General features: G+C 74.4%; 20 protein-coding genes, 1 tRNA gene and 1 pseudogene. 8 read left to right on the top strand and 14 right to left on the bottom strand.

The window, feature by feature from the left end; genetic code table 11:
- Positions 1-482 precede the first annotated feature (482 nt).
- The 3 genes from ACGFI9_RS05830 (at position 483) to ACGFI9_RS05840 (ending at position 2,939) form a co-directional block, all read left to right on the top strand.
- On the top strand, positions 483-1,412 hold the full coding sequence (locus ACGFI9_RS05830) for a ribonuclease Z (RefSeq protein WP_393175432.1): 930 nt from the start codon (positions 483-485) through the stop codon (positions 1,410-1,412).
- Complete coding sequence (locus ACGFI9_RS05835; RefSeq protein WP_393175434.1) at positions 1,409-1,918, top strand: GNAT family N-acetyltransferase; 510 nt, start codon at positions 1,409-1,411, stop codon at positions 1,916-1,918. Before ACGFI9_RS05830 ends, ACGFI9_RS05835 begins: the two co-directional genes overlap by 4 nt.
- A 70-nt stretch (positions 1,919-1,988) precedes the next feature.
- Positions 1,989-2,939, top strand: a complete 951-nt coding sequence (locus tag ACGFI9_RS05840) for a S1C family serine protease (RefSeq protein WP_393175436.1) — start codon at positions 1,989-1,991, stop codon at positions 2,937-2,939.
- 51 nt (positions 2,940-2,990) lie between these two features.
- Here ACGFI9_RS05840 and ACGFI9_RS05845 read toward each other — a convergent pair whose 3' ends face one another.
- Together ACGFI9_RS05845 and ACGFI9_RS05850 are read right to left on the bottom strand one after the other, a co-directional pair.
- On the bottom strand, positions 2,991-4,361 hold the full coding sequence (locus ACGFI9_RS05845; protein WP_393175438.1) for a cystathionine beta-synthase: 1,371 nt from the start codon (positions 4,359-4,361) through the stop codon (positions 2,991-2,993).
- A 75-nt stretch (positions 4,362-4,436) separates the two neighbouring features.
- Positions 4,437-4,793, bottom strand: coding sequence for a YkvA family protein (locus ACGFI9_RS05850; RefSeq protein ID WP_393175440.1), 357 nt, complete (start codon positions 4,791-4,793; stop codon positions 4,437-4,439).
- A gap of 144 nt (positions 4,794-4,937) precedes the next feature.
- Here ACGFI9_RS05850 and ACGFI9_RS05855 point away from each other — a divergent pair.
- The 4 genes and pseudogenes from ACGFI9_RS05855 to ACGFI9_RS05870 all read left to right on the top strand — a co-directional run bounded on the left by ACGFI9_RS05855 (position 4,938) and on the right by ACGFI9_RS05870 (position 9,831).
- Positions 4,938-6,061, top strand: a pseudogene (locus ACGFI9_RS05855) (SGNH/GDSL hydrolase family protein).
- Between the two features lie 111 nt (positions 6,062-6,172).
- On the top strand, positions 6,173-6,970 hold the full coding sequence (locus tag ACGFI9_RS05860; RefSeq protein WP_393175442.1) for an SGNH/GDSL hydrolase family protein: 798 nt from the start codon (positions 6,173-6,175) through the stop codon (positions 6,968-6,970).
- Positions 6,971-7,046: 76 nt separating this feature from the next.
- Positions 7,047-8,309 carry an acetyl-CoA C-acetyltransferase gene (locus ACGFI9_RS05865; protein WP_393175444.1) on the top strand — a complete coding sequence of 421 codons (1,263 nt, stop codon included), beginning with the start codon at positions 7,047-7,049 and terminating at the stop codon, positions 8,307-8,309.
- 40 nt (positions 8,310-8,349) lie between these two features.
- Entirely contained in the window at positions 8,350-9,831 is a 1,482-nt protein-coding gene (locus ACGFI9_RS05870) for a CHAD domain-containing protein (RefSeq protein WP_393175446.1), read from the top strand.
- A 22-nt stretch (positions 9,832-9,853) separates the two neighbouring features.
- Here the strand turns inward: ACGFI9_RS05870 and ACGFI9_RS05875 are convergent, their stop codons facing one another.
- The 4 genes from ACGFI9_RS05875 to ACGFI9_RS05890 all read right to left on the bottom strand — a co-directional run bounded on the left by ACGFI9_RS05875 (position 9,854) and on the right by ACGFI9_RS05890 (position 12,100).
- Positions 9,854-10,174, bottom strand: coding sequence for a hypothetical protein (locus tag ACGFI9_RS05875; RefSeq protein ID WP_393175448.1), 321 nt, complete (start codon positions 10,172-10,174; stop codon positions 9,854-9,856).
- A gap of 16 nt (positions 10,175-10,190) precedes the next feature.
- Entirely contained in the window at positions 10,191-10,949 is a 759-nt protein-coding gene (locus tag ACGFI9_RS05880; protein WP_393175450.1) for a Bax inhibitor-1/YccA family protein, read from the bottom strand.
- Positions 10,950-11,072: 123 nt separating this feature from the next.
- Positions 11,073-11,909 carry a Bax inhibitor-1/YccA family protein gene (locus tag ACGFI9_RS05885; protein WP_393175452.1) on the bottom strand — a complete coding sequence of 279 codons (837 nt, stop codon included), beginning with the start codon at positions 11,907-11,909 and terminating at the stop codon, positions 11,073-11,075.
- Between the two features lie 110 nt (positions 11,910-12,019).
- Positions 12,020-12,100, bottom strand: a tRNA-Leu gene (locus ACGFI9_RS05890).
- A gap of 103 nt (positions 12,101-12,203) precedes the next feature.
- Here ACGFI9_RS05890 and ACGFI9_RS05895 point away from each other — a divergent pair.
- On the top strand, positions 12,204-14,042 hold the full coding sequence (locus ACGFI9_RS05895) for a hypothetical protein (protein ID WP_393175454.1): 1,839 nt from the start codon (positions 12,204-12,206) through the stop codon (positions 14,040-14,042).
- A 52-nt stretch (positions 14,043-14,094) separates the two neighbouring features.
- Here ACGFI9_RS05895 and ACGFI9_RS05900 read toward each other — a convergent pair whose 3' ends face one another.
- The 8 genes from ACGFI9_RS05900 to ACGFI9_RS05935 all read right to left on the bottom strand — a co-directional run bounded on the left by ACGFI9_RS05900 (position 14,095) and on the right by ACGFI9_RS05935 (position 21,271).
- Complete coding sequence (locus ACGFI9_RS05900) at positions 14,095-15,423, bottom strand: NAD(P)/FAD-dependent oxidoreductase (protein ID WP_393175456.1); 1,329 nt, start codon at positions 15,421-15,423, stop codon at positions 14,095-14,097.
- A 102-nt stretch (positions 15,424-15,525) separates the two neighbouring features.
- Positions 15,526-16,098: a hypothetical protein gene (locus ACGFI9_RS05905; RefSeq protein ID WP_393175458.1), complete on the bottom strand. Its 573-nt coding sequence runs from the start codon at positions 16,096-16,098 to the stop codon at positions 15,526-15,528.
- On the bottom strand, positions 16,095-17,459 hold the full coding sequence (locus tag ACGFI9_RS05910) for a DUF58 domain-containing protein (RefSeq protein ID WP_393175460.1): 1,365 nt from the start codon (positions 17,457-17,459) through the stop codon (positions 16,095-16,097). The genes ACGFI9_RS05905 and ACGFI9_RS05910 overlap by 4 nt, the downstream gene beginning before the upstream one ends.
- On the bottom strand, positions 17,459-18,445 hold the full coding sequence (locus tag ACGFI9_RS05915) for an AAA family ATPase (RefSeq protein ID WP_393176614.1): 987 nt from the start codon (positions 18,443-18,445) through the stop codon (positions 17,459-17,461). Before ACGFI9_RS05915 ends, ACGFI9_RS05910 begins: the two co-directional genes overlap by 1 nt.
- A gap of 20 nt (positions 18,446-18,465) precedes the next feature.
- Entirely contained in the window at positions 18,466-19,050 is a 585-nt protein-coding gene (locus ACGFI9_RS05920) for a hypothetical protein (protein ID WP_393175462.1), read from the bottom strand.
- 34 nt (positions 19,051-19,084) lie between these two features.
- Complete coding sequence (locus ACGFI9_RS05925; protein ID WP_393175464.1) at positions 19,085-19,831, bottom strand: DUF4129 domain-containing protein; 747 nt, start codon at positions 19,829-19,831, stop codon at positions 19,085-19,087.
- A 20-nt stretch (positions 19,832-19,851) separates the two neighbouring features.
- Positions 19,852-20,565 carry a uracil-DNA glycosylase gene (locus tag ACGFI9_RS05930; RefSeq protein ID WP_393176616.1) on the bottom strand — a complete coding sequence of 238 codons (714 nt, stop codon included), beginning with the start codon at positions 20,563-20,565 and terminating at the stop codon, positions 19,852-19,854.
- 19 nt (positions 20,566-20,584) lie between these two features.
- Positions 20,585-21,271 carry a dienelactone hydrolase family protein gene (locus ACGFI9_RS05935; protein ID WP_393175466.1) on the bottom strand — a complete coding sequence of 229 codons (687 nt, stop codon included), beginning with the start codon at positions 21,269-21,271 and terminating at the stop codon, positions 20,585-20,587.
- Positions 21,272-21,369 lie beyond the last annotated feature (98 nt).

A 21,369-nucleotide genomic window follows, 5' to 3' on the forward strand; every position in this document is an offset into this window, starting at 1 on the left:
CCGCCGGACCACCTCGCCGGACCCCATTTCGCCGCGCCGAGCCCCCGCGCGACCGCGCGGTGAGTCGTCTGCGATATCAGCTCCACAGGCGGCCGACAACCATGCCGCGCCCCCGCGCCCGAGCCTCAGGCTCCCGAGGCGGCCGAGTCCGCGGAGGGCCTCGATCCCGGATTCCCGCTCCGCCCTGTGATCGAAATCCGTTGCCGGGCTCACCGGGAAGTGGATAGCGTGGCGGTACACGGGAAAGGAGGTGGTCCAGACTTGTATAGCAATCGGACTCGTGAGGTGGCTGTCCGCTAGCCGCTGTCCTCGACAGTAATCCCGTCCGCCGCGAGGCGGGCACAGGCACCATCGTCGAGACCGTGTGGCAGCGGTGCGGCGAATCCACGACAGCCACCCGACCCCCGGGGTGCCGGCCCAGTCCAGCCGGCCCGCGCGCGAGCGCGGAAACCCCGGGGGTCGCTTCATGTCCGGGAGATCACGTGTCGATGCGCGAGCTGGCGGTGCTGGGTACGGCCAGCCAGGCCCCGACCCGACAGCGCAACCACAACGGCTACCTGCTGCGCTGGGACGACGAGGTGCTCCTCTTCGACCCGGGCGAGGGCAGCCAGCGGCAGATGCTGCACACCGGGATATCCGCCACGGACCTCACCCGGATCTGCGTCACCCACTTCCACGGCGACCACTGCCTGGGCCTGCCCGGCATGATCCAGCGGCTCTCCCTGGACCGGGTGCCGCACCCGGTGGCCGTGCACTTCCCCGCCGGCGGCACGGAGTACTTCGACCGGCTGCACCATGCGTCCAGCTTCTACGAGGCCGCCGAGCTGGTGGTCGAGCCGATCCACACCGACGGGCAGCGGATCAAGCTACGGATCGGCACCCTGGAGGCCCGCCGGCTGCGGCACCCGATCGAGACGTACGGCTACCGGTTGATCGAGCCGGACGGCTGCCGGATGCTGCCGGAGAAGCTGGCGGCGTACGGCATCGCCGGTCCGGCCGTCGGCAAGCTGATCCGCGACGGCCACCTGGACCTGGACGGACGCCGCGTCACCCGGGACGAGGTGAGCGTGGCCCGGCCGGGCCAGCGGTTCGCCTTCGTGATGGACACCGGGCTCTGCGACGGGGTGTGGGCTCTCGCCGAGCACGCCGACCTGCTGGTCATCGAGTCGACGTTCCTGGACTCGGAGGCGGCGCTCGCCGCCGAGGTCGGCCACCTCACCGCGGCCCAGGCCGCGCGGGTGGCGGCCGAGTCGGGGGTACGCACCCTGGTGCTCACCCACTTCTCCCAGCGGTACGCCGACCCGCGCCGGTTCGCCGACGAGGCCCGCGCGCACTTCGCCGGGAAGCTGGTGATCGCCGAGGACCTGATGACCGTTCCGGTCCCGCCCCGGCGGGTAGCCTCGGGCGGGTGACGGTCTCCTTACGCCCCGCCAGCGAGGCCGATCTGATGGCGGTCGGCGCGCTGCACCAGCGTTCCCGGGTGGCGGCGTACTCGCCGTTCCTGCCGGCGGAGGCGCTGGCCGTACCGACGCCGGAGCAGATGGGCCGGTACTGGGTGGAGCGGCTGGCCTGGGAGGGGACGGACCACCGGATGACCGTCGCGGTACGCGGCGGCCGGCTGGTCGGCTTCAGCTACCTCGGCCCGGACGACGCCGGGGATCCGGCCACCGGCCTGCTCAACGCCATCCACCTGGAGCCGGACGAGCGGGGTCGGGGCACCGGCCGGGCGCTGATGGTCGACGCCCTGGCCGCGATGCGGGCGCGGGGCTGGCGCCGGGCGGTGCTCTGGGTACTCCGGGACAACGCGCACGCCCGGCGCTTCTACGAGCGCGGCGGCTGGGCCGCCACCGGCGAGGAACGCGACGACCGGATCGGCCCCGCGCTGGTGCCCCAGCTCCGCTACGCCCGGGAGCTGTGACCAACCGGTCCGGCCGTTCGCCCTGAGCGGATCGGGGCATGGGCGTCGGCGGCGGCGCGTTGGCACCGGCATGGACACCGAGCACAGCGAGCGGGCGGAGGACGCCGCGCTCGACGCGTACTCCCGGGTGGTGACCGGCGTGGCCGCCCGGGTGCTGCCCAGCGTGGCCGCGCTGTCGGTACGGACCCCGCGCGGGGCCGGGGCCGGCTCGGCCGTGGTGATCGGCCCGGACGGGCTGCTGCTCACCAGCGCCCACGTCGTGCAGGGGGCCGGGGGCGGCACGGCCGCCTTCGGTGACGGCACCGAGACCCGGTTCCGGGTGATCGGGGCCGACCCGCTGTCGGACCTGGCCGTGCTGCGGGCCGAGCAGGCCACCGTGTCACCGGCGGAGCTGGGCGACGCCGACCGGCTGCGGATCGGCCAGCTCGTGGTGGCGGTCGGCAACCCGATGGGGTTGGCCGGCTCGGTCACCGCCGGGGTGGTCTCCGGGCTGGGCCGGTCCCTGCCTGCGCGGGACGGGCGGGTCACCCGCCTGATCGAGGACGTCATCCAGACCGACGCGGCGCTGAACCCGGGCAACTCGGGCGGCGCGCTGGCCGACTCGACCGGCCGCGTGGTCGGGGTGAACACGGCCGTCGCCGGGTACGGCCTCGGGCTGGCCGTGCCGATCAACTCGACCACCCGGCAGATCATCGACGACCTCACCAGCGACGGCCGGGTACGCCGGGCGTGGCTGGGGGTCGCCGGGGTGCCCGTGCCGCTGCCGCCGGAGATCACCGCCCGGACCGGGCAGCGGCGTGGGCTGCGGGTGGTCGAGGTGGTGCCGGGCAGCCCGGCCGGGCTGGCCGGGATCTACCTGGGCGACGTGATCGTGGCGGCCGGCGGCCGGCCGGTGCAGGACGGCCAGGGTCTGCAACGGTTGATGCTCGGCCCGGCGATCGGCGCCCGCCTGCCGGTCACCGTGCTGCGCAGGGGGGCCTACGTCGACGTGGTGGCGGTCCCCACCGAGCTCACCCGCTGAAGCGCCGAGGGCCGCCCGGGTAAGGGACGGCCCTCGGGTGGTACGTACAGGTCAGCGTGCGCCGAGATGGGCGAGCAGGTCCTGCCGGGTCAGCACGCCCTTGGGCTTGCCGTCCACCAGCACCAGGGCGGCGTCGGCCTTCTCCAGCAGCGCGACCGCCTCGCTGACCGGCTGCCCGCCACCGATCATCGGCAGCGGCTCACCCATGTGCCGCTCGATGGTGTCGTGCAGGTGCGCCTGCCCGGTGAAGAGCGCGTCGAGCAGGTCCTTCTCGGCGATCGAGCCGGCCACCTCACCGGTGACCACGGGCGGCTCGGCCTTGAGCACCGGGAGCTGGGAGACGCCGTACTCGCGCATGTAGTCGATGGCGTCGCGGACCGTCTCGGTCGGGTGCACGTGCACCAGCTCGGGCAGGCCGCCCGGCTTGCCGGCGAGCGCGTCGGCGACGGTCGGCTCGGTGCCGGAGTCGTCGAGGAAGCCGTACCGGGCCATCCACTTGTCGTTGAAGATCTTGGAGAGGTAGCCCCGGCCGCCGTCCGGCAGCAGCACCACGACCACGTCGTCCGGGCCGGCCTTGCGGGCCACCTCCAGCGCGCCCACCACGGCCATGCCGCACGAGCCGCCGACCAGCAGCCCCTCCTCGCGGGCCAGCCGCCGGGTCATCTCGAAGGACTCCTTGTCGGAGACCTCGACGATCTCGTCGGCGATGTTCCGGTCGTACGTCTCCGGCCAGAAGTCCTCACCGACGCCCTCGACCAGGTACGGCCGGCCGGTGCCGCCGGAGTAGACCGAGCCCTCCGGGTCCGCGCCGACGACCTTGACCCGCCCCTCCGAGGCCTCCTTGAGGTAGCGGCCGATGCCGGAGATGGTGCCGCCGGTGCCGACGCCCGCGACGAAGTGGGTGATCCGCCCCTCGGTCTGCTTCCAGATCTCCGGGCCGGTGGTCTCGTAGTGCGAGCGCGGGTTGGCCGGGTTGCTGTACTGGTTGGGCTTCCAGGCGCCGGGGATCTCCCGGGCCAGCCGGTCGGAGACGTTGTAGTAGGAGCGCGGGTCCTCCGGCGCGACAGCGGTCGGGCAGACCACCACCTCGGCGCCGTACGCCCGCAGCACGTCCTGCTTGTCCTGGCTGACCTTGTCGGGGCAGACGAAGACGCACTTGTAGCCCTTGAGCTGGGCCACCAGGGCCAGGCCGACGCCGGTGTTGCCGCTGGTCGGCTCGACGATCGTGCCGCCCGGCTTGAGGATCCCGGCGCGCTCGGCGTCCTCCACCATCCGCAGCGCGATCCGGTCCTTCACCGAGCCGCCCGGGTTGACGTACTCCACCTTCGCCAGCACGGTCGCCTGGATGCCCTCGGTGACGTTGCGCAGGCGTACCAGCGGGGTGTTGCCGATCAGCTCGACGACGTTGTCGTAGTACTGCACCTCGTTGTGCCCTTCGTTGCGCCGCCGCCGACGGCGGCCGGGAAGACTTCTGTTCGCCGCCCAGGGTACGGGGCCTCAGGGCACCACATGCCCGGGGATGACGGAGCTGCGACGCGCCTCCCACTCCAGGAACCGCTCGGTCTCGGCGAGCACGCTGCCCGCCAGCCAGGTCACCATCACCGCGTCGTCGGCCAGGCCGAAGATCGCCAACGGGATCTCCGGCAGCAGGTCGATCGGCGAGACGATGTACGCCGTCGCCGCGGTCATCAGGGCCAGCCGCAGGCCGCCGTCGTACTCCCCCTTGGCGGTGGCCCGGATCATCCGGGGCAGCGCCGCCAGCCGGGCACCCAGCGACGGCCCGCCCCGGGCGCCCGTCGCCAGCGCCCGGGCCAGCGCGGCGAAGGCCGCGCTCCGCTTCAACGTCCTGTCCATCCGTTCGCCCCTTTCCGCTCGACCAGGGTGCGGTGCCGGCGCAAGCCCGCGCCGCCTGCCGGAACAGGTACCCGGAACGGTCCTCGCCCAGCCTCCCGATCACGGGGAGGGCGGGTGTCGTGGCGGCGCGATAATGTCGACCTCATGGGGGACGCTGGTTCCGTCGTACCGGTCGGCTGGCAGCGCGCCCGGCGGATCGCCCGCCTGGCGGCGATCGGCACGGGCGCGACGGTGGCGGCCACCGTCGCGACGGGCGGGGTGCTGCTCGGCCAGGCCCGGCAGGCCCGGCGCACCATCCCGATGGCCGAGGCGCCCCCGCCGCGCTGTGACGGGGTGTACGGCGCGAAGCTGCCCGGCCCGCCAGTCACCATGGTCATCCTCGGCGACTCCTCCGCCGCCGGCTACGGCGTGCACCGCCGCCGGGAGACCCCGGGGGCGCTGCTGGCCACCGGGCTGTCCCGCCGGCTGCACCGGCCGGTCCGGCTGCACCGCCTCGCCGTGGTCGGGGCGCTGTCGGCCGGGCTCAAGCCGCAGGTCGAGTCGGCCCTGGAGGTCGCGCCCGACATCGCGGTCATCCTGATCGGCGGCAACGACGTCACCAACCGCACCCCACCGTCGGTGGCCGTGCGTTACCTGGTCGACGCGGTCCGTACGCTGCGGGCGGCGGGCTGCGAGGTGGTCGTGGGCACCTGCCCCGACCTGGGCGCGATCCGGCCGATCCAGCCGCCGCTGCGCTGGCTGGCCCGCCGGTGGAGTCGACAGCTCGCCGCTGCCCAGACGGTCGCGGTGGTCGAGGCCGGCGGCTGGACGGTCTCCCTCGGCGACCTGCTCGGTCCCCGCTTCGCCGCCGAGCCGGCCCGGATGTTCGCCTGGGACCGGTTCCATCCGTCCGCCGAGGGGTACGCGGTCGCCGCGGCGGCGCTGCTGCCCACCTTGCTCTCCGCGCTCGGCGCCGGTCCGGACCGCCGGGCTCCGCTCGGCGGGCGGCAGGGCGTCCGGTCGCTGCCGGAGGCGGCCCACGAGGCGGCCCGGCACGCCGGCACCGAGGTCAGCGGCGCGCAGGTCCGGGGCCGCGACCGGGGTCCCGGCGGGCGCTGGGCGCAGCTTCGGCGGCGGGCGTTCTTCGGCGTCGGCACGGTGCCGCAGCCCGGCGCCGCCGACGCGGCCCAGGTGGAGGGACTGGCATGAGCGAGCGTCAGCGAGCGAATCATCGGTGCAGCGCCGTGGTGCCTCATGCCGGCGCCGAGCGAAGCGAGGGGCTGGCATGAGCGAGGCGGCGGGGGCATCATCAGCAGGCACAACGTGTGCCATGCTCATGTCGACGCCGTTCGCCACGAGCAGACCGGCCCGCGTGTCGTGGGAGCTGGGGAGGTGTCGTCATGACGGAGCGTAACGAGCTCGCGGTCCGGCTGGGTCGGGCCGCCGCGGTCTCCCTGGTCGCCGGCACGGTGGGCGGGGCGGCCGTCCTCGCCGGTCAGGCCATCGCCGCCCGCAACCGCCAGTACGCGCAGCCCGAGATGAGCCTGGCGCTGCGGGCCACGGTGGGCCGGGCGGGCGCCCCGCCGCTGCGGCTGGTGCTGCTCGGCGACTCCTCGGCGCTCGGCGTCGGGGTGGACCGTTTCGAGGACACGATCGGCGGCCAGCTCGCCCACCTGCTCGCCGAGGGGCCGACCGGCCGGCGGGTGCACCTGTCCAGCGTGGGGGTCTCCGGCTCCCGCTCCACCGACCTGGCCACCCAGGTGGCCCGGGCGCTGCTCGGCGAGCGGCCCGACGTGGCGGTGATCCTGGTCGGGGCGAACGACGCCACCGCGCTGGCCCGCCCGACGGACGCGGCGGCGTACCTCGGCTCGGCGGTACGCCGGCTGCGCGAGGCGCACGTCGAGGTGGTCGTGGGCACCTGCCCCGACCTCGGCGCCGTCCGCGCGGTCGCGTCGCCGCTGCGGCACGTGCTCGCCTGGTCCGGGCGGCGGGTCGCCCGCGCCCAGACGGCGGCGGTGCTGGACGCCGGGGGCAGCGTGGTCGACCTGGGCACCGAGACCGGCCCGGTGTTCCGGGCGGACGCCGGAACGCTCTGCCACGACGGCTACCACCCCTCCGCCGACGGCTACCGGGTCTGGGCGCACGCCCTGCTGCCGGCGGTCGAGGCCGCCGCGACGGTCGCCTCCCGGCACCACTGAGCGACCGGGGCGGGGTGACATTTCCCGCCCGCCGGCCAGCTTCCGCGCCAAGTTACTCGCGGGTTAACGTTGGTTCATGCCGATTGAGTCGCCCCGCGACGCCGTCATCGTCGCCACCGCCCGGTCCCCCATCGGCCGCGCGTTCAAGGGTTCCCTGCGGGACGTCCGCCCGGACGACCTCGCCGCCACCATCGTCCAGGCCGCCCTCGACAAGGTCCCCGCGCTGGACCCGGCCACGATCGAAGACCTCTACCTGGGCTGCGGCCTGCCCGGCGGTGAGCAGGGCTTCAACATGGCCCGGGTGGTCGCCACCCTGCTCGGGCTGGACGGCCTGCCCGGCGCCACGCTGACCCGGTACTGCGCCTCTTCGCTGCAGACCACCCGGATGGCGATGCACGCGATCAAGGCCGGCGAGGGCGACGTCTTCATCTCCGCGGGCGTCGAGACCGTCTCCCGGTACGCGCGGGGCAACTCGGACACCCTGCCCCCCGAGGCGCAGGCGCTGGTCGGCGGCGGCTGGGAGAACCCGCGCTTCGCCGAGGCGCGGCAACGCTCGACGGCCCGCGCCCAGGGCGGCGCCGAGGTGTGGACCGACCCGCGCGAGGCCGGCCAACTCCCCGACATCTACCTGGCCATGGGCCAGACCGCGGAGAACCTCGCCCAGGTCTACGACATCACCCGCGAGGACATGGACGCCTTCGGCGTCCGCAGCCAGAACCTGGCCGAGAAGGCCATCGCCGACGGCTTCTGGGCCCGGGAGATCACGCCGGTGACCACGCCGGACGGCACCGTGGTCAGCACCGACGACGGCCCGCGCCCGGGGGTGACCCTGGAGGGTGTCGCCGGCCTGAAGCCGGTCTTCCGCCCGGACGGCCGGATCACCGCCGGCAACTGCTGCCCGCTCAACGACGGCGCCGCCGCCGTGGTGATCATGAGCGCCCAGCGCGCCCGGGACCTGGGCCTCACCCCGCTGGCCCGGATCGTCTCCACCGGCGTCACCGCGCTGTCGCCGGAGATCATGGGCCTGGGCCCGGTCGAGGCGTCCAAGCAGGCGCTCCGGCGGGCCGGCATGACCATCGACGACGTCGACCTGGTCGAGATCAACGAGGCGTTCGCCGCCCAGGTGATCCCGTCGTACCGGCAGCTGGGCATCCCGGAGGAGAAGCTGAACGTGATGGGCGGCGCGATCGCCGTCGGCCACCCGTTCGGCATGACCGGCGCCCGGATCACCGGCACCCTGCTCAACGCCCTGGAGTGGCACGACAAGACCATCGGCCTGGAGACCATGTGCGTCGGTGGTGGCCAGGGCATGGCGATGGTGCTCGAGCGGCTGAACTGAGGTCGATTCCCCCGGACAGGAGCCGGGTACGGGAGGCGCCATGGCAACCGTCGTGGAACGCGAACGGAAGTACTCCGGCGACGCGGGGTTCCGGCTGCCCGACCTGACGGGGTGCGGTGGCGTCGAGACGACGTCCGACGCCACCGCCCACGACCTGGACGCGGTCTACCTGGACACCCCCGACCTCCGGCTGGCCCGCAGCGGCTTCGCCCTGCGCCGGCGTACCGGGGGGCACGATGCGGGCTGGCACCTCAAGGTCGGGGCGGCCGGCGGCGCCCGGACCGAGTACCAGTTCCCGGCCGGGCCGGACGACGCCGCTCCGCCGCCCGAGCTGGCCGCGCTGGTCCGGGCCGCGTCCCGGGGCGGTCCGGTCGCCCCGGCCGCCCGGATCGTCACCCGCCGCCGGGAACGCCGCCTCCTGGACGGGGCCGGGCGGACCCTGGCCGATGTCGCCGAGGACAGCGTCGAGTCCCACGACCTCGTCAGCGGCGAGCGGCAGGCGTGGCACGAGCTCGAGGTCGAGCTGGTTGACGGCGACGAGGCGGTGCTCGACGCGGTGGACGCCCGGCTGCGTGCGGCCGGCGCCCTACCGGTGCCGGTCTCCAAGTCGCAGCGCGCGCTCGGTGCCCGGCTCGCCGCCGCCCGCCCGGCGCCCGCCGACCCGGGGGCGGCCCCGGTGCTCGACTACCTGACCGCCCAGCGCGACACGCTGATCGGCCACCACCCGGGCGCGTGGGGCGGCGACGAGGACGCCGTGCACGACATGCGGGTCGCGGTCCGCCGGCTCCGCTCCACGCTGCGTACGTTCCGTGGGCTGTGGGACCGGCGGGAGAGCGAGGAACTGCGGGCGGAGCTGAGCTGGCTGGGCGGCCGGCTCGGGCCGGTACGGGACACCCAGGTGCTGGCCGCCCGGCTCGCCGCGGCGGTCCGGGCGGAACCGGACGAGCTGGTGCTCGGCCAGGTCGCCGCGCGGCTCGCCGAGCGGTTCGCCGCCGACCTGGCCGCCGCCCTCGACGACCTGCGCGCGGCGCTCGGCTCCGACCGGTACACCGACCTGCTGCGCCGGCTCGACGCGCTGGTCGAAGGGCCGACCGCCCGTACGGTCGACGCCCGCTGGGTGGCCCGCCGGGTCCGCCGCGCGGTGCGCCGGGCGGACGACCGCCTGGATCGCGCGCTGACCGCCGGGGCGGACGACGTGGCGCTGCACGAGGCGCGGAAGGCGTACAAGCGGGCCCGGTACGCGGTGGAGGTGCGCGAGCCGGCCGTCGGTGGGCCCGCCGCCAAGCTGGTGGACCGGCTCAAGGAACTCCAGGACCAGCTCGGCGCGCACCAGGACTCGGTGGTGACCCGCGAGGTGCTGCGCGAGCAGGCGCTGCGCGCGTACGCCGACGGCGAGAACACCTTCACCTACGGGATCCTGCACGCGCGGCAGGCCACCGTGGCGGAGCGGGACGTGCCGGCCCTGGTCCGGACCGCGCGCCGGGCCCGCCGGCGGAAGGTCCGGCGCTGGCTGAAGCGGTGAGCCCAGGGCCTGGAGACACGTCCTAGAGGGCCGAGCGGGTCTTGGCGATCGCGGCGGCGGCCTCGGCCAGCACCGCCTCGGGCGCGCCGGCCGCCACCAGGTCGGCGGCGACCACCCGGAGCTGGTCGGGCAGGACCAGGTCGGTGCCGAGCCGGGGCACGTCCCGGCGCGGCTCACCCTCCGCGTCCGCGGCCAGGTTGGCGATCTCCTGCACCAGCTTGTGCACCAGGTCGGCCCGGGACACGTTGCCCCCCTCGGCCTGCGCCGACCAGCGCGGCTGCTCCCAGTGCCCGACCTGACGGACCAGCAGTTCCACCGCCCGGTCCAGTTCCGCTGCGCTCATCGCGGCCGAGTCTAGATCAGCGGCGGACGTAGCTGAGCAGGCGCAGGATCTGCCAGTACAGGAAGATCAACCCGACCAGCAGCCCGAACGCGCAGTACCAGGCGTACCGGCGGGGCAGGCCGGCGCGGGCCGAACGCTCGACCAGGTCGAAGTCGAGCACGAAGCTGAACGCCCCGGCGATGATCGCCACCACCGAGAAGACGTACGGCAGCCAGCCGACCTGGGCCGTCAGGCTGTAGACCTCCAGCCCCTGCCGGCCGGTGAGCAGGTAGGTGACCAGGTTGACCAGGCTGATCGCCACGATCCCGATCAGCGTGCCGACGACCAGGCGGGCCAGCCGCGGGGAGGCCCGCACGATCCGGGCCCGGTAGAGCAGGGCCATGCCGAGGAAGACGCCGAAGGTGCCGATCACCGCCTGCGCCACGATCCCCGGGTAGACCAGTTCGAAGGCCCGGCTGGCCACCCCCAGCAGCAGCCCCTGGAGCACCGCGTACGCGGCGATCAGCGGCGGGTTGGTGACCTGCTTCAACGAGATGAACAGCACCAGCACCAGGCTGGCCAGGGCGCTGCCGGCCAGCGCCGCCGAGATCCACCACGCCTGCGGCACGACCACCCAGGCGACCGTCGCCGTGACGCCGGTGAGCAGCAGCAGGCCGACGGTCCGGCTGACCACGTCGGCGACCGTCATCGACTCGACGGCGCCGACCCCCAGCACCTGGCGTTCCGTCCGGCCGACGTCGTCCAGCCGGTCCAGCACCGGATTGGCACTCCGCACCGCGACCTCCTCGGCGACGTACCCCGGTCTTCACTCTGCCCCGGGCGGCCGGGCGGCGGCGGGAAAACGACGACGCCCGCCGCCGCGGTCGCGGCAGGCGGGCGTCGCCGGGAGTACGGGCGGTCAGTCGTCGCCCTGGAAGTAGCTGAGCAGGCGCAGCACCTCCAGGTAGAGCCAGACCAGGCCGACCACGATGCCGAAGGCGGCGGTCCAGGAGTAGCGCTGCGGGAGCCCCATCCGGACGCCGTCCTCGATGTTGGCGAAGTCGAGCACGAAGCTCAGCGAGGCGACCACGATGCAGACCAGGCTGAAGCCGATGGCCAGCGGGCTGCCGTCGCGCAGGTGGGTGTTGACGCCGAAGAGCGCGAGCACCAGGTTGATCAGCATGACCGCGAAGAGGCCACCCATGACCGCGATCATGATCCGGGCGAACTTCGGGGTGGCCCGGATGACGCGCGACTTGTAGAGCATCGCCATCAGGAAGAAGACGCCGAAGGTCGCCACCACGGCCTGGAGCACGATGCCGTCGTAGAGGGTGTTGAAGGTCTTGCTCACCGCGCCGAGGAAGACGCCCTCGACGACCGAGTACGCGATGACCAGCGCCGGGTTGGCCATCCGGGAGAACGAGATGATCAGGCCGAGCACCAGACCGACGACGGCGCCGCCGATCCAGGCCAGGCCGAGCAGCTGGTCCGGCAGGACGGCCCAGGTGGCGGCCGCCGTGGCGCCCAGGATCCCCAGCAGGGTGACCGTCTTGACGACCACGTCGTCGAGGGTCATCGGGGTCACGGTGGGCGGGGCCACCGGGTAGCCGGGGCCGGCCGGGTACTGCTGCGGGTAGGGCTGGTACTGCTGCGGGTATCCGGGCTGACCGTACGGCCCGGGCTGGGCGTACCCGGCCGCCCGCTCGCGGTCGGCCGCCTGGCCGAGCCGGGCGAGCACCGGGTTCGAGGTCTTCACTTCTCAGGCCTCCCTCAGGGGGTCGATGCACGTGAACGTGCAACCTCCAGGGTAAACGGGACCCGCACCCCCGCGCCGGGCGCAAAGCTGTGGGAAACCTGAGAGTCTCGTGCCCGGGGCGGGGGTCGAACCCGCACGCCTTGCGGCAGCCGCTTTTAAGGCGGCCGTGTCTGCCGTTCCACCACCCGGGCGGGTGACACCGGCGCGCCGACACGCGGCGGTGCAGGTCTCACCGTAGCCGTTGGGCGGCGACCCGGCGTACCCCGTGGGTGTCGCGCGGCTATGGTCGAGGCCGTGACCAGCGCCGCCCCCACGGCCCCCGGGCCCGGGCCCGAGCCCGACCAGGCCGTCCGCCTCGACCCGGCGGTAGCCCGCCCGACCCGGACGGCCCGCCTGCTGGCCACCGTCGTCCGCCACCGCACGGACCTACTGGTCGCGCTGCTCTTCGCGCTGCTGGCCGGATGGCTCACCCACGGGCTGTGGCCGGCCCCGGGGCAGCGGGTGCTCGCGCACAACCCGGCCGACCAGACCCTCTACGAGTGGTTCCTGGCCGTCGACTCGCGGGCGCTGCTCGGCGACTTCAGCCTGCTCACCGACCGGCTCAACGCGCCGGACGGGGTCAACCTGATGGCCAACACGACGGTGATCGCGCTCGGCGTGCTGCTCGCCCCGGTCACCCTGGCATTCGGGGCGCCGGTCAGCTTCGCCCTGCTCGTCGCCGGGAACCTGGCCGGCACGGCCGTCGCCTGGTACCTGCTCCTCACCCGGACGCTGCGGGCCCGCCGGCTCGCCGCCGGGCTGGGCGCGGCGCTCTGCGGATTCGGCCCCGGCATGATCTCGCAGAGCAACGCCCATCTGCACATGACCGCCCAGTGGCTGGTGCCGGTGATCATCTGGCTGGTGCTCCGGCTGCTGCGGGCCGCCGACCCGGCCGGCCGCCCGGACGGCCCGGACCGGCGCCGGTTGGTCACCTCGGCCGTCGGGCTGGCCGCGGCGGTCACCGTCCAGGTCTTCATCGGCGAGGAGGTGCTCTTCCTCACCGCGCTCACCCTGCTGGTGATGAGCGTCGCGTACGGCGTGGCCGACCCGGCGCTGCTGCGCCGGGCGCTGCCCGCCTTCGCCGGCGGGCTGATGATGGCGGCCGGACTGGCCCTGCTGGTGCTGGGGTACCCGCTGTGGCACCAGTTCGCCGGGCCGCAGGGCGTCGCCGACGGGATGTTCAGCCCGTACTACTTCTCCGCCGACCTGACGAGCTGGCCGACCCTCAGCCCGCTCTCGGTGTTGGGCAGCGACACCTCGTCCCGGCTGACCACCGGTGCGGCCGAGTACAACACCTTCCTCGGCTGGCCGCTGCTGCTGGTCACCCTCGGCTGCGCGGCCTGGCTGGGTCGGCGCCCGCTGGTGGCCGCCTGCCTCACCGGCGGGCTGGTCATGGCCGTGCTGTCGCTCGGCCCCGAGGTCGTGGTCGGCGGCGAGCGGACCGGGGTCCCCGGCCCGTACGCCCTGCTGGCCGGGCTGCCGGTGGTGGACGGGGCGCTGCCGATGCGGTTCGCGCTGGCGGTGCTGCCGCTGGCCGGCACGGTGCTGGCCCTCGCCGTGGACCGCGCCCTCGCCGAGCGGGGCCGGGCCCGGCGGCTGGTGCCGCTGGCCGTCGGCGCGGCGCTGCTCAGCGTCTTCCCGGCGCCGCTGCCCAGCGCCGACCGGCCGGCGCTGCCCGAGTTCGTCACGGCCGGTCACTGGCGGCAGTGCGTACGCCCCGGCGGGGTGCTGGTGCCGGTGCCCGCGGCCACCCCGGCGGACCCCTGGCCGATGCGCTGGGCCACCGCGGCCGACGCGGCGTTCGGCATACCGGAGGGCTTCTTCATCGCCTCGTACGGCAAGGACGGTTCGGCGGCGATGGGCACCTACAAGCGTCCGACCTCGGCACTGCTGGCCGACGTGGCGAAGCGCGGGGTGCCCCCGGCGATCGGGGATCAGCAGCGCCGGCAGGCCGCCCGGGACATCGAGTTCTGGGGCGCCTCCTGCGTGGCGGTGACCGACGACGCCCCGCACGCGGAGACCCTCCGGCGGACCCTGGAACAGCTTTTCGGCCCCGGCACCCGGGTGGCCGACGCCTGGACCTGGCGGTTCTGACCAAGCGGAAAGGGCCCCTCCCCGACCTGGGAAGGGGCCCTTTCCGACGGACTCAGCGGGACGCGCCCACCGGGGCCGACGCCTCGGCGAACTCCTCGCGCGGGTCGTGCAGCTGGCCCAGCGCCACCACCTCACGCTTGAGGAAGAACGCAAGCGTCCAGTCGACCACCACCCGGACCTTGCGGTTGAAGGACGGGATCCGCGACATGTGGTACGTGCGGTGCATGAACCAGGCCGGCCAGCCGGTCATCTTCACGCCGTACACCTGGGCCACGCCCTTGTGCAGGCCGAGGCTGGCCACGCTGCCCGCGTGCTTGTGCTTGTAGTCGACCGGTTCCCGCCCGCGGATCACGTTCGCGATGTTGTCGGCCATCCGGGCGGCCTGCCGGACCGCGTGCTGGGCGCTGGGCGAGCAGAAGTTGCCCGGCTCCTTGGTCAGGTCCGGCACGGCGGCGCAGTCGCCGGCGCTCCAGGCGCCCTCGACGACCCGGTCGCCGTCCACGATCTGCAGGGTGGGCAGGCAGGTGACGCGGCGCCGCTCGTCCCGCGGGAAGTTGGTCGCGTCGAGCATCGGCGAGGGCTTGACGCCGGCCGTCCAGACGATGGTGTCCGCCGGGAAGCTGTCGCCGTCGGAGAGCTTCACGACGCCGTCGACGCAGGACTCCAGCCGGGTGTCCAGCCGGATGTCCATGTTCCGCTTGAGCAGCTGCTGCACCGTGTAGGCGCCCATGTCCCGGTCGACCTCGGGCAGCACCCGCTGGGTGGCCTCGACCAGGACCCAGCGCATGTCCCCCGGCTCCAGCTCCGGGTAGTAGCGCAGCGCGTCTCGGGCCATGTCCTCCATCTCGGCCAGCGCCTCGATGCCGGCGTAGCCACCGCCGACGAAGACGAAGGTCAGCGCGCGCCGGCGGACCTCCGGGTCGGTCGTGGCGGCCGCCACGTCGAGCCGGTCCAGCACGTGGTTGCGCAGGAAGATGGCCTCACCGATGGTCTTGAACCCGATGCCGTGCTCGTGCAGGCCGGGGATCGGCAGGGTGCGGGAGACCGAACCGGGGGCGACCACCACGTGGTCGTACTGGACCTCCCGGGTCGGGCCGCTGATCGGCTGCACGATGGCGGTCTTGCGGTCGTGGTCGATCCGGGTGACGGTCCCGGCCAGCACCGTGCACTTCCGCAACTCCCGCCGCAGCGGCACCACCGCGTGCCGGGGCGAGATGTTGCCCGCCGAAGCCTCCGGGAGGAACGGCTGGTAGGTCATGTGCGGCTGCGGGTCGACGACGATGACCTCGGCCTCACGGGAGCTCAGCTTCTTGGACAGGCGCAGAGCGGCGTACAGGCCCACGTGCCCGGCACCCACGACAAGGATCCGCTTCGGATTCACGTCATCTATCTTTCCCCGGGCGGCTTGGCTAATCCCGTTCGAGACCCGCTTCTGTGACGGAGCACAACCGCTGTGACCTGCACAACGTTCCGTGACGTCCCGTTATCTGCGACGCAGGAGCCAGCCGAGAAGGGCGCTGAGCCCCACCGCGACCAGCAGTCCGGCGACCGTCGCCGCCTGGGACCCGCGGTCCCCGCCGATCCCGCCGAGCCAGCCCAGCACGATGCCGAGCACGGCGCTCGCCAGGACCACCCCGCCGGCCCGGGTCAGCCAGCGGACCACCAGGTCGGGATCGACCACCGCGTCGAACGGCAGCAGCGCGGCAAGCGCGCAGAGGGTGTGCGCCAGGTAGAGCAGGCTGGCCACGGCGACCAGCCGCCAGAGCGCCGGCGGCCGGTCGAAGCCCACCGTGGCGAGCAGCCAGCCACCGACCGTGACCAGCGCCGCGAAGGTCGGCCACACCCGGCGCGGCCCGACCGCCGGCAGCACCGCCACCACCGTGAGGGCCAGCAGCGACCGCGGGACGAACGCCTCCGCCGGGTACGCGACCAGGAAACCGACCAGCACCGTGACGAAGATGCCGGCGCGGATCAGCAGCGGAACCGGGCTGATCCGGTTGACCAGGTACCGGGCCCCCCGCAGCCGCTCGTTCAGCCCCTCCAGCAACTCGTTCATCGGGCTCCCACCCGCGGGGCGGTGGCCAGGCGGGCCACGTCGCGCAGCACCTGGTCGAGGCTGCCGGCGCCGGCCCAGCGCACCACCGGTACGCCGTGCTCCCGGAGCTGGCCGATCATCGTGTCCCGGTCCAGCCGCCACAGCCGGTACGCCACCTCCGCCCAGCCCTGGTCCTTCGGGGGCGGCAGGTCGGCCGGGAGGGTGTCCACCGCCACCACGAACCGTCCGCCCCGGGCCATCCGGGCCAGCATCTGGGCCGAACGCTCGTCGAGCAGCGGGGTGAGCACCACCACCAGCGCGTCCGACGACAGCAGCTGCGGGCCGAAGACCTGGTCGTACGGCTCGTACGGGGAGGACTCCGCCTTGACGTCGAGCAGCCACTCCAGCACGGTCAGGTACTGCCGGCGACCGGTGGCCGGGCGGAGCCGGCGGGCGGCCGGACCGTACTCCAGCAACGCCACCCGGTCGCCCCGGTGCAGGTAGTGCTCGGCGATGGCGGCGGCCGCCCGGACCGTGGTGTCCAGCACGGACGCCGGGCCGCGTACGCCGCCGGAGCGGCCCGCCTCGGCCAGCACGTCGAGCAGGACCACCACCTCGGCGTCCCGGTCGGAGAGGGTGGCCGCCACGTGCAGCTGCCGGGCCCGCAGCGAGACCCGCCAGTCGATCCGGCGCAGCCGGTCCCCGGGGGCGAAGACCCGTACGCCGGCCAGCTCGCCGCCCTCCCCCGGCCGCCGCGAGTGGTGCGCCCCGACCAGGCCGGCCGCCCGGGGCATCGCCTCGACCGCCTCGAACGGCTCGGTCATCGGGTAGACCCGCATCCGGACCGGCTCGGTGATCACCGACCGGGAGACCAGCAGCCCGTCGGCGACAGCCACCCGGGTACCGGCCGGGCCGATCGGGTGCCGGCCCCAGCGCAGGGCCGTCCCGGTCAGCGACAGGTCCACGGCCGTGCCGCGGGGCACCGAGGTGACGAAGGGACGGTCGGCGCCGCCGGAGCGGCTCACGTCCACCCCGGCCCCGCCGAAGCTGACCTTCTCCACCCGCAGCCAGCGGGACATCCGGGTCCGGACCACCGCCACGTCGTACGACACGGTGTCCGGGTTGGCGACGGTGACCGTGGCGGCCATCGGCGAGCCCTCCACCAGGTGGGCGTCCCCGGTGCCCAGCGCCAACTCCGGCAGCGTGCCGGGCCGCCGGCGCAGCCCGTACGCGGTGCCCAGGGCGAACGGCGTGGCCAGCACCACCAGCTCGATCCGGCCGAGCAGCACGGCGGCGACGAGCAGCAGCCCGGTGAGCAGCACGGCCCGGCCGAGCGCCCAGGTGGGCGCCCAGCCACCGGCCGGCTCGTGACGGTCGGCCATCAGCGCCCGACGGCCCCGGCCGCGTAGCTGGGCAGGGCGCCGCTGGCCGGGGCGGGCGTGGACTCCAGCACCTCGCCGACGACGAAGGACGGGTCGACCCGGCGCAGCCACATCTCCGGGCGGAGGGTGATCCGGTGTGCCAGGGCGGGCACCGCCACCGCCTTGACGTCCTCCGGCACCACGTAGTCCCGGTTGGCGAGCACCGCCCGGACCCGGGAGAGCAGCAGCAGCGCCAACGAACCCCGGGGCGAGGCGCCGACCAGCGCGGACGGGTGCTCCCGGGTGGCCGCGGTCAGCGCCACGATGTACCGGCCGATGGAGTCCTCGACCACGACGTCCTCCAGCGCGGCCTGCATGGCGCGCAGCGTGCCGGCGTCCACCACCGGCTTGATCTCCGCCTCCTCGCGGCGGCGGGCGATCCGCCGGCGCAGCACGTCCCACTCCTCCTCATGGTCCGGGTAGCCGAACGACACCCGGAGCAGGAACCGGTCGAGCTGGGCCTCGGGCAGCGGGTACGTGCCCTCGTACTCGATCGGGTTGGCGGTGGCGAGCACGTGGAACGGCTCGTCCAGCCGGTAGGTGACCCCCTCGACCGACACCTGCTTCTCCTGCATCGCCTCCAGCAGCGCGGACTGGGTCTTCGGCGGGGTGCGGTTGATCTCGTCGGCGAGCAGCAGGTTGGTGAAGACCGGGCCGGCCCGGAACGAGAAGTCGCCGCTGCGCTGGTCGTAGAGGAAGGAGCCGGTGACGTCGGCGGGGAGCAGGTCCGGGGTGAACTGGAGGCGGCGAAAGTCCAGCCCGAGGGCCTGCGCGAACGACCGGGCGGTCAGGGTCTTGCCCAGGCCGGGTAGGTCCTCCAGCAGCACGTGGCCGCCGGCCAGGATGCCGGCGAGGACCAGCTCCAGCGCCTCCCGCTTGCCGACCACCACCGTGCCGACCGCGTCCAGCACCGCCCGGGCCAGCCGGCCCACCTCGGCGGGGGGCATGCTCCGGTCCACGTCGTTCTTCACAGCTTCTCCAGTTCGGCGACGATCGCCGCGAGGTCGCGCGGCGACGGGGGGCGGCGGGAGGGGGTGCTCAGGAACGTCCACAGCGGCTCGCCCAGCAGGGTGCGGGCGCGGGCCGGGTCGGACTCGCGGGTGATCCCGTGCTTCTGGCGCAGCCGCTCGTCGGCCAGCTCGCCGAGGCGCGGCAGGATCCGTTCGGCGAACCGGTCCCGGTTGCCGCCGCACCAGTCCAGCGGACGCTCCCAGCCGTTGATCGCGGCGCGCAGCGCGTCCCGGGCGGCCCAGTTCCAGGTGCCCGGTTCCTCACCGGCGGGAGCCCGGGCGCCGGCCCGGGGCGGGGGCGGGGGCGACAGCGCGGCGGTCACCCGGCGGACCGCGAGCACGGCGAGCACGCCCGCCACGAGGATCCACAGCGACACCTGCAGCCCGACGGCCCGCAACGCCACCACCACGACCACCACGATCGCCGCGGTGACGGCGAGCGTACGCAGCACCGGCCGCAGCGGTCCGCGCCGCGCCTCGCCCGGCTCCTCGGCAGGCTCCTCGCCGAACGACAGCAGCTCGTCGATGCTGCTCGTACTCATGCCGTCACCGCCCTGAGCCCGCCGCTCCGCTCGCTCATGCCGCCGCCTCGGGGGAGCCGGCGGTGGCCAGGCTGGTCAGCTCGCCGCGCAGCCGGCGTAGCGCGGACCGGGCCTGGTCGCGCATCCGCTCGTCGACGGTGTGGGTGGCGTACCGGGCCTCGCGGTAGACGTGCGCGAAGCCGTCCAGCACGTCGGCGCTGGCGATCGCCGGGACGCCGGCGGCCGGGTCGCCGCGCAGCAGCCGGCTCACCAGGTCGGTGGGGGTGTCCCCGGCGAGCCGGGGCACCCCGGCCTCCTCGGCGGCCTCCTCCAACCGGACCCAGCAGGCGATCACCGCGGTCCGCGGGTCGGTGGCCCGGTCGTCCAGCTCCACCAGGCCCGCGTCCAGGGCGGCGACCACGTCGCGGGCGGTGCCCTCGGCGGTACGCCGGATCCGCTGCGCCGGCACCGCCCGGGTGGTGCGGCGCAGCGTCCCGCTGACCACCGTCCACAGCACGTACCCGATGACGGCGAGCACGCCCAGGGCGAGCATCGCGAGGGCCGTCCAGAGGATCCACCGGGGAATCTCGGCGGAGGTGGCCGGGCCCGCGTCCCGGGGTTCGACCGGGATCGAGGGCGCCGGCTCGGCGGTGGGGTATTCCGGCACGTACGGGATGTCGTCGGCGGCGGGCGGGATGCGGCTGGCGCCGATCGAGGAGTGTCCGGCGGCGAGCGCGGCGACGGCCAGCAGCAGGGTCACCGCCGCGATCGGCCACCACCTGCGCAGCACGCCGAGATCCATCCCACCGCCAAACGCGTTCCTCAGTCCACCCCGGCCAACTGCTTCGCCTGGGCGAACACCTCGTCCAACATCGCCGGTGTCAACCGACCGGTGAAGGTGTTCTGCTGGCTGACGTGGTAACAGCCGAGCACCTCCGGTGCGGGCCCGCCGGACCAGTGTGCCCCATGGCCGAAGGCCGGGCGCGGCGTGGGCGGGCGCTGGCCGTACACCTCGCGTAGCACCGGCCACCAGGCGGCCCAGGCGAACGCGCCCAGCGCCACCACGACGCGCAGGGTGGGCCGGATCAGCGCGATCTCACGGTGCAGCCACGGCGCGCAAGTGTCCCGCTCCACCGGGGTGGGCTTGTTGTCCGGCGGGGCGCAGCGTACGGCGGCGAAGATCCGGGTGGTCCGCAGGGTGAGGCCGTCGTCGGCGGCGACGCTGGTCGGCTGGTTGGCCAGGCCCGCGCGGTACAGCGCGGCGAACAGCACGTCGCCGGAGCGGTCGCCGGTGAAGATCCGGCCGGTGCGGTTGCCGCCGTGCGCGGCCGGCGCCAGGCCGAGGATGCCGATCCGGGCGTCGGGTGGGCCGAAGCCGGGCACCGGACGGCCCCAGTACTCCTGGTCGCGGAACGCGGCCCGCTTGGTCCGCGCGACCTCCTCGCGCCAGGCGACCAGGCGCGGGCAGGCGAAGCAGTCGCTGACCGCGCCGTCGAGGTCGGCCAGGTCGGTCGCCCGCGCGGCGCGGGCGACCACCTCGGCGGGGGTACGCGCCTCAGCCAAGCCGGGCCCGGAAGAGTTCCAGGGTGCGGGCCCACGCCGTGGCGGCGGCCCGCTGGTCGAAGTGCTCCGGCCGGTCCTCGTTGAAGAACGCGTGGGCGGTGCCCGGGTAGTCGTACGTCTGGCAGGTGCCGCCGGCGGCCTCGATGGCCCGGCGTACGCTCTGCACCCCGTCGGCGGCCGAGGTGCCGTCCGCTTCCGAGCAGTGGATGAGGGCGGCCTTGCCGGCGTAGTCGGCCCAGTCGGTGCGCATGCCCTCCCAGGGCAGGCGGGGGTAGAAGCCGGCGGTGGCGACGATCCGCTCGGAGAACGTGCCGGACCAGAGGGCCAGGCTGGCCCCGGCGCAGAAGCCGGCGCAGCCGATCTTGCCGGTGACCTCGGGGCGGCCGGCGAGGAACTCCGCGGCGGCGGCGATGTCGGTCGCCGCCTCGTCCATCTGCGTGCTGTTCAGCATCTGCCGGGGCTCACTCGGCTTGCTGGCCGGGCCGCCGTGCCGGAAGTCCGGCGCGAGGGCGACGAAGCCGGCCTCCGCGAACCGGTCCACGACCGCCCGCACGTGGGGCACCAGGCCCCACCAGTCCTGGATGACGATGACCGCCGGGCTGGCCGCACCGCCGGAGGGTATCGCGAGATACCCCTCGCTCGTCCCCCCGTTGCCGGTGAAGCTCACCATCTCGCCCATGGGCGCGTCCTCCTAGCGGTCAGTCATCGTTGGCTGGTCGCACAGTGGCTGTTACGTGCGGGTAGCGTGCCACGCCGTCACGGGCCCGGGGAAGACGC

This window comes from Micromonospora sp. NPDC048930 (genome assembly GCF_043197935.1).
GTDB lineage: Bacteria > Actinomycetota > Actinomycetes > Mycobacteriales > Micromonosporaceae > Micromonospora.